Below are 7,313 nucleotides of genomic sequence, written 5' to 3'. Positions count from 1 at the left end.
GGCCCCCCCCCCGCCCCCGCCCCGCCCCCCGAGGGGGCCCGCCCGGCCGCGCGGGGGGCGCACCGGACACGGTGGGGAAGGACCAGGGGTCAGTCCTTCTGGGCGATGTCCTTCATGTCCTCGTATCCGAGGCCGAGCTTGGTGTAGACCTCCTGCTCCGCCGGGCTCATCCCGAGGCGCTGCAGCTCCTCGGACTGGGCGCCGGTGAGCGGCTTTCCGGGGGCCGGCGCCGCGCCGGGCCCGGTGGATCCGCCCCGGCCCTTGCCGAGCCCGTCGGTGCGGGCGAGGTTCAGCACGACCCGCTGCAGGTCGTCGCCGGTGAGCGCGACGGCGCCGGCGGGGGCCTCGACGGTCGGGGTGCTCTGGCTGAAGGCGAGCTTCACGGGGAAGTTGACGCCCGGTCCGGCCTTCTTCTCCAGCTGGGCGAGGTCGAAGGTCGCGGAGGCCGGCTTGCCGTCCTTCAGGTAGAGGTCGGCGCCGACGGCGGTCTCGCGCACGCCGGCCGGCACGGCGTCGGGCAGCTTGCCGAACTTCTCGGGGAGCTTGGCGGCCAGCGGCCTGACGGCCTTCAGGAGCTCGTCGGCCAGCCGGCGGCCCGGGGCGCTGATCCAGACGTGCTCGGTGCCGTCCTTCTCGCCCTTGTCCTCGAAGGTGACGGTGCGGGTGAGCACGTCCTTGACGGAGTTGGTGAGCTGCTTGGCGGTCTCCGGGCCCAGCGACGGCTCGGCGCTGGGGGAGGCGGCCTTGGCGCCGTCGGACTTCTTGGCCTCGTCGGCGGCCGCCTGCAGGTCGAAGGTGATCCACTTGCCGGCCAGGACGTCCCGGACCGGGGCCAGTTCGGCGGGCAGGTCCTTGCCGACGGCGCCGACCTGGGACGGGTCCTGCCCGGCCAGCTTCACCAGGCCCTTGGCGTCGGCGCGCAGGTACGCCTTGGCGTCGACCTGGCGGTACTCCAGCAGCGCGGTGCCCTTGCGGTCGGAGAGCATGTAGGACAGGCGCACCGACTTGTCGACCGTCAGGTCCCGCTGGGCGTCGGGGCTTTGCCCGGGCTTGAAGGAGTCGAGCTCCTTGAGGGGCTTGTTCGGCGGCGACCGTGGATGGCGTCCGATTATTCCGGACACGATGCACCGGGCCCAGGCCCGCATCGCGGCGGACCGCGGGGCTCCGTTCCCGCACTGCGAACCTGACGACCCGGCAGCACGAGACGACTTCGGGGGCCGACGTCCCGGGCACGCCGAGCGGGCCGGAGGGCCGCCGGGGCCCGCCGCTGACCTGCGTTGATCAGTTGTATACGGGCGGTCTATAGCTTCGGCGGGCCCGCGCTCGCCGAGCGTGGGGCTTGATCGGCATGCCAGTACGAAGGTGAGGTCGCCGACGCTCATGCGCCGCGATTTCTTCAGATCCACAATCCGGTCCTTGGCGACCGTGGTGACCGCGGGGGTGCTGATGACTCCCCTGCTGGGCGCCGTAGCACCGGCCGCCCAGGCGGCCGAGGCGCCGCCGTACCTGCACCCGTGTTTGGACACGAGCAGGGCGCTTCCCCCGTTCGTCTACCGTGGGGTCGGCCTCAATCGCGGCAGTCCGACGGACGACAACCAGGGCACGGTGGGTCCCCTCGTCGAGGGTATGGACCCGGACACGATCTTCCGGAACGGATTCAGGTCCAGGGGCTCGGTGGCGGGTCCGTCCTCCTTCGACCTGTACGAACACGTGGACGGAGATATTAAGACCGGCCACAGCACCGCCAACTCGGGCTACGTCAGCACGAGTGCCGAACAAGGGACGGCGAACGCGTTCGCCGCGCGCAACACCGGCTTCAGCCGGGTGGAAACCGACCCCGACGGCACGGTGGTGAGGGCGTGGAAGGAGGGCTGGGTCTACAAGATCAGGCCGGATAAACGCTTCTTCTACGTTCCCGACCAGTTCTCCGCGGAGGACATGCCCACGAGCGCCAAGGGCGAGTACGAGTGGGCGGCGATCGGGGCCATCTCCGGCGAGTTCGTGGAATCGGCGGTGCATGTACGCCAGGCGTACAACAGGGTCCTCGGGGGGTTGCTGCCCAGCAACGTGTTCGACGTGCTGGAGGAGAGGGACAGGACCGTCCCGCAGCCGAATCAGACGGCGATACCGGATCTCGGGATATTCGGCTGGCACTCGCGGGCCCGGGTGGCGGCCGAAGCACCGAACATGGCGAACAAGAAGGAGTGCGAGGACAGCCAGACCGACGAAGACCCCGAGTGCAAGAAGCCCGACGCGACAACGAGCAGCACGGCCGCGACGCTGAGGTCCGCCGCGCTGCGGTCGACCGCGACCACGGTCGCCGCCGCCGGCGATGCGCCGAAGGTGTCGACGGCGGCGCTGACGGCCTCCGCCGACGCGCCGGTCACCGCCCCGGCCACCCCGGCCGCCACCGACGCGGGCCGTGCGCGGCCGTTCGACGGTGCGACGTACCAGCTCACGGCGGCGGCGTCCGCCTACGGTCCGACCTTCAACCTGGACGTGCGCGGCGGTGTGAAGGCCGACGGCACGGTGGTCCAGGCGTACGCGCGCAACTGCACCGCCTCGCAGAACTGGCGGCTGCGCGAGGTGGCGAACGGCCGGTACGTGGTGGAGAGCGCCCTGGCCCAGGGCACCGTCCTCCAGCAGGACGCCGACAGCCACAACACCGTCATCCGGCCGGTGCAGAACGACGCGGCGGGCCGGCCGAACGGCAGCACCGGCCAGCAGTGGACGTTCAAGGACGCCGGTGACGGCACGTTCAACCTCGTCAGCGCGGCCGACCAGTCCTGCCTGACCATGGCCGGGCAGCAGTCCGCCGGGCTGAGCGTCCGGCCGTGCGACGGCGGGATCCCGCAGAAGTGGAAGCTCGCCGCGCCGTGCGTGCCCGCCGACCCGGGCACGCCGAGCGGTGCCGGGCGCACGGTGCCCGGCTACCAGGGCCTGCCGTGGCCGACCGTCAAGGGACACCCCGAGCTGACCTGGCCCGCGCTGCCCGGCGCGCCGGGCATCCCGTGGCCGTCGGTGCCCGGCTACCCGGACGTGCCGATGCCGGGTCGACCGGACCTTCCGGCCGTCGACTGGCCGGGCGCGCCGCAGCTGCCGGCCGTGCTCCTGCCGACCCAGCCGGGCAGCACCGGCTGGCCGACGGTGCCCGGATTCCCGGGAGTCGCCTGGCCGACGATGCCGGGCACCAAGAACGTGCCGTGGCCGATCCTGCCTCTGCCGGTCGCCCCTGGCGCCGACCCCGGCAGCGAGGTGATCATCCCCGGTCAGCCCGTACCGGCCACCCCCGGCGTCGCCGGTCATCCGGAGCTGAAGTGGCCGACCGTTCCCGGCTTCCCGGACGTCAAGTGGCCGTCGGTGCCCGGTTCGCCGGACGTCCCGTGGCCGGGGCACCCGGACCTGCCCGCCATCTCCTGGCCGGGCGCGCCGAATCTGCCCACGGGCGGCCGGCCCTCGCTGCCCGGCTTCCCCGCCTGGTCGTGGCCGTCGATCCCGAACTTCCCGAACGTGCCCTGGCCGTCCCTGCCGGGTCTGCCGACGACTCCGTGGCCCGCCGCCTCGGGGTTCCCCAACCTGCCGGACAAGCCGCTCCCGGCGGACCCGCCGGCCCGAGCGTGCAGGAATCCCCACAAGCCCGACCCGGGCAAGCCCGACCCCGGCAAGCCCGACCCGGGCACCCCCGGTGGCGACAACGGTGGGACCAACCCCGGGACCAACCCCGGGACCGGGACCAAGCCGGCGCCCTCGCTGCCCGGGATCACGCTGCCCGGCTTCCCGTTCCTGCCGCTGCTGCCGCCGTTCGGCTGGGGCCCCGGCGGGCCCGGCGGGCCGAGCCTGCCGGGGGGCGGTCCCTCCGGTGGCGGGCAGCAGCCCGATCCGACGCAGGGGATCCGCGTCGTCTCCGCGGCCGATCCGCAGCTCGTGCCGGACGTGCGCGACGGGGTGGCGAACGCCGGCACCCCCGTGCAGGCCTGGCAGCCGAACACCACCGACTCGCAGCGCTGGGCGTTCTGGGACCGCGGCAACGGCAACTGGCTGATCGAGACGCGGCTCACCTACGGCCGGAGCCGGCCGGAGGAGCGGCTGGTGCTCGGCCACGACGCCGCCACCCACCGCACGGCGCTGCAGCCGGTGGCGGACGGCCGGAACGACCTGCTGTGGCGGTTCGCCGACGCGGGGGACGGCCGGAGCACGATCGCGAACGGCGACGGCGGCGGTTGCCTCACCCTCGCCGCCAAGGGCCAGCCGCTGACCGTCGCGCCCTGTGACGGCTCCGACCGCCAGAAGTGGCGACTGAACGGCGTGGTCGCGGACGGCGGGGGGAACGGTCCCACTCCCGTCACCGTGTACTCGGCCTTCCCCGGCAAGTGCCTGGACGTCGCCGGCGGCAAGACCGCCGACCGGACCCCGACCGACCTGTACGACTGCAACGCGAGCCCGTCCCAGCAGTGGACCCCGTCCGCGCACAGCGGCGTGTTCACCCTGAAGGCGTTCGGCAAGTGCCTGGACGTCGCCGACGGCAAGACCGCCGGCGGCACCCGGGTCGGCCTGTACACCTGCAACGACAGCCCCGCGCAGAACTGGCAGCAGGGCCCCGGCTACTCGCTGGTCAACCCCGCCTCCGGTCGCTGCCTGGACGTGACCGACGGCAAGGCCGTCAACGAGACCCCGCTCCAGCTCTGGGACTGCAACCAGAGCGACTCCCAGCGCTGGGGCCTGGGCACCGTCCCGCCCCGGCAGGAGAAGCAGCCGGCCCCGCAGCCAGCCCCGCAGCCGGGCACCACGCCGGTGGTGAGCCCCGGCATCGGCTCCTCGCAGGTCGCCACCCTGCGCTCGGCGAACGGCGGCCTGGTGGCGGACCTGGACCGGGCGAACACCGCCGCCGGGACGCCGGTCAAGGCGCTCGGCGCCAACGGCAACGACGCGCAGCGCTGGGCATTCTGGCCGACGGCCGACGGGCGGTGGATCATCGAGACCCTGCTCACCGACGGGAAGACGGCGGCCGGTCAGGGCATGGTGATGGACCACGACCCGGGCAGCCACCGCGCCCACCTCATCCGGGTCTCGGACGGCAACGCCAACCAGCACTGGGCGTTCCGCGACGCCGGCGGCGGCTGGTACTGGATCACCAGCGACACCGACAACGGCTGCCTGACCGCCGCCAACAGCGGTGAACAGCTGGGCATCTGGGCCTGCGACGGCTCGGACCGGCAGCGCTGGCGGCTCGACAACATCCAGAACGGGCCGACCCAGGGCGGCGACAGCGGCTCCGGCGGCGGTAGCACGGGCGGTTCGACCGGTGGCGGTTCGACCGGTGGTGGTTCGACCGGTGGTGGTTCGACGGGTGGTGGGGGTTCGACTGGTGGCGGTACCGGTGGTGGTGCGGTTCCCGGTGGCAGTGCCGGGAGTCCGGGTTCTCCGCAGGCTCCGGGGGGCAGTGATCCGCGGCATGGTGTGACGGGGTCTTTGGTGTCCGGGAACAACTGGATGGTTGCCGATCTCGATCGCGGCTCCAATGCCTCGGGTACGCGGATCAAGTCGCTTGGTGCCAATGGTGCCCTCGCTCAGCAGTGGACGCTCTGGCAGAAGCCGAACAGCCAGTGGTTGATCGAGACCAAGGTCGGTGGGGGGATGGTCATGGACCACGACCCCAGTACTCACCGCACCCATCTCATTGGTTCGCAGGAGGGCAATGCCAATCAGCTGTGGCGTTTCCAGGAGGGTGCGCGTGGCTGGTATCGGATCATCTCGGCGACGGATGGCGGTTGCCTCACTGCTGTGAACAACGATCAGGACCTGGCCATTTGGCAGTGCCGTGACACCACCGCTCAGTGGTGGAAGCTCCAAACGTCGCCCTTCGACGGCAGCGGTGGTAGCACGGGCGGTTCGACTGGTGGCAGCACGGGAGGTGGTGGTACCGGTGGGGGTTCGACTGGTGGCGGTACCGGTGGTGGTGCGGTTCCCGGTGGCAGTGCCGGCAGTCCTGGTTCTCCGCAGGCTCCGGGGGGCAGCGATCCCCGGCACGGTGTGACGGGGTCCTTGGTGTCCGGGAACAACTGGATGGTTGCCGATCTCGATCGCGGCTCCAATGCCTCGGGTACGCGGATCAAGTCGCTTGGTGCCAACGGTGCCCTCGCTCAGCAGTGGACGCTCTGGCAGAAGCCGAACAACCAGTGGTTGATCGAGACCAAGGTCGGTGGGGGCATGGTCATGGACCACGACCCCAGTACTCACCGCACCCATCTCATCGGTTCGCAGGAGGGCAACGTCAATCAGCTCTGGCGCTTCCAGGAGGGTGCGCGTGGCTGGTACCGGATCATCTCGGCGACGGATGGCGGTTGCCTCACTGCCGTGAACAACGATCAGGACCTGGCCATTTGGCAGTGCCGTGACACCACCGCCCAGTGGTGGAAGCTCGACACGTTTCCCTTCGACGGCGGCGGCAGCACGGGAGGTGGCAGCACCGGCGGTGGTGGCACTGGCGGTGGTTCGACCGGCGGCGGTGGCGGCACCGGCGGCGGGGGCTCGACCGGTGGTGGTGGCTCGGGCGGAGGGTTCCGCGGCCCCGACTCGCTGCCCCTGCCCCTCCCGCTCCCCAACTGCCAGGACCTGCCGAACGGTCCCAGGGACACCTGGGACGGCACGGTCGACCACCTGGACAGCGGCCGCTGCCTGCGCCCCGGCCAGCACATCGACACGTCCATCAAGTACGGCAGCTCCGGCCTGTTCGGCATCAACACCACGGAGGAGGGCTGGAAGCTGGAGTACCAGACCGACGGCAACCTCGTGCTGTCCCACTGGGAGGCGGACATCCCGTTCTGCGGCGGTCCCGACTGCCAGCAGGGCACGACCACGACCGAGGTGATCTGGAACTCGGGCACCGCCGGCACCCGCCCCGGTGTCGCGATCATGCAGGAGGACGGCAACTTGGTCGTCTACGGTGCCGACGGCCGGGCCGCCTGGAACTCCGGCACCGGACCGTCCTGCGGCGGCCGGAACGTCTGGCTGCGCGTCCAGCAGGACGGCAACCTCGTCCTCTACAAGGGGCACGCCGCCGGCGAGGGCGCGGACCGGTGGAAGGCGATCTGGTCCACCAAGTTCGGCCGCACCGCCGAGCCCTGCTGACCCGAACGACCCCGCCCCACCTCGCCCCACCCCGCCCCACTCCGCACCACCCACGGGCGTCCGAGGTGATGCCTGCTGGCGGGCTACGGGCGGGCGTCCTTGACCGTGGGCTGGGTCTTCTGGTTGTAGATCTCCTTGCCGTCCGCGTTGTAGGCGTGGACGTAGGGGAACGGGGGGAAGGAGTC

General features: G+C 71.8%; 2 protein-coding genes. One reads left to right on the top strand and one right to left on the bottom strand.

The features are described 5' to 3' along the window. Nucleotides 1-89: 89 nt before the first annotated feature. On the bottom strand, nt 90-1,121 hold the full coding sequence (locus ACFV4G_RS42500; protein ID WP_380448860.1) for a hypothetical protein: 1,032 nt from the start codon (nt 1,119-1,121) through the stop codon (nt 90-92). 304 nt (nt 1,122-1,425) lie between these two features. On the opposite strand from ACFV4G_RS42500, the gene ACFV4G_RS42495 reads away from it, so the two are divergent. Continuing rightward, the gene (locus tag ACFV4G_RS42495) at nt 1,426-7,128 is read left to right on the top strand and encodes an RICIN domain-containing protein (RefSeq protein ID WP_380448863.1); all 5,703 of its coding nucleotides are present in this window, start codon (nt 1,426-1,428) and stop codon (nt 7,126-7,128) included. The last annotated feature ends 185 nt before the right edge of the window (nt 7,129-7,313 follow it).

The sequence above is a fragment of the Kitasatospora sp. NPDC059747 genome (assembly GCF_042732955.1).
In the GTDB taxonomy this organism is placed as follows: Bacteria; Actinomycetota; Actinomycetes; order Streptomycetales; family Streptomycetaceae; genus Kitasatospora.
Note: the sequence above shows the minus strand (reverse complement) of the source record. Positions and strands in the feature narration are given on the sequence as shown.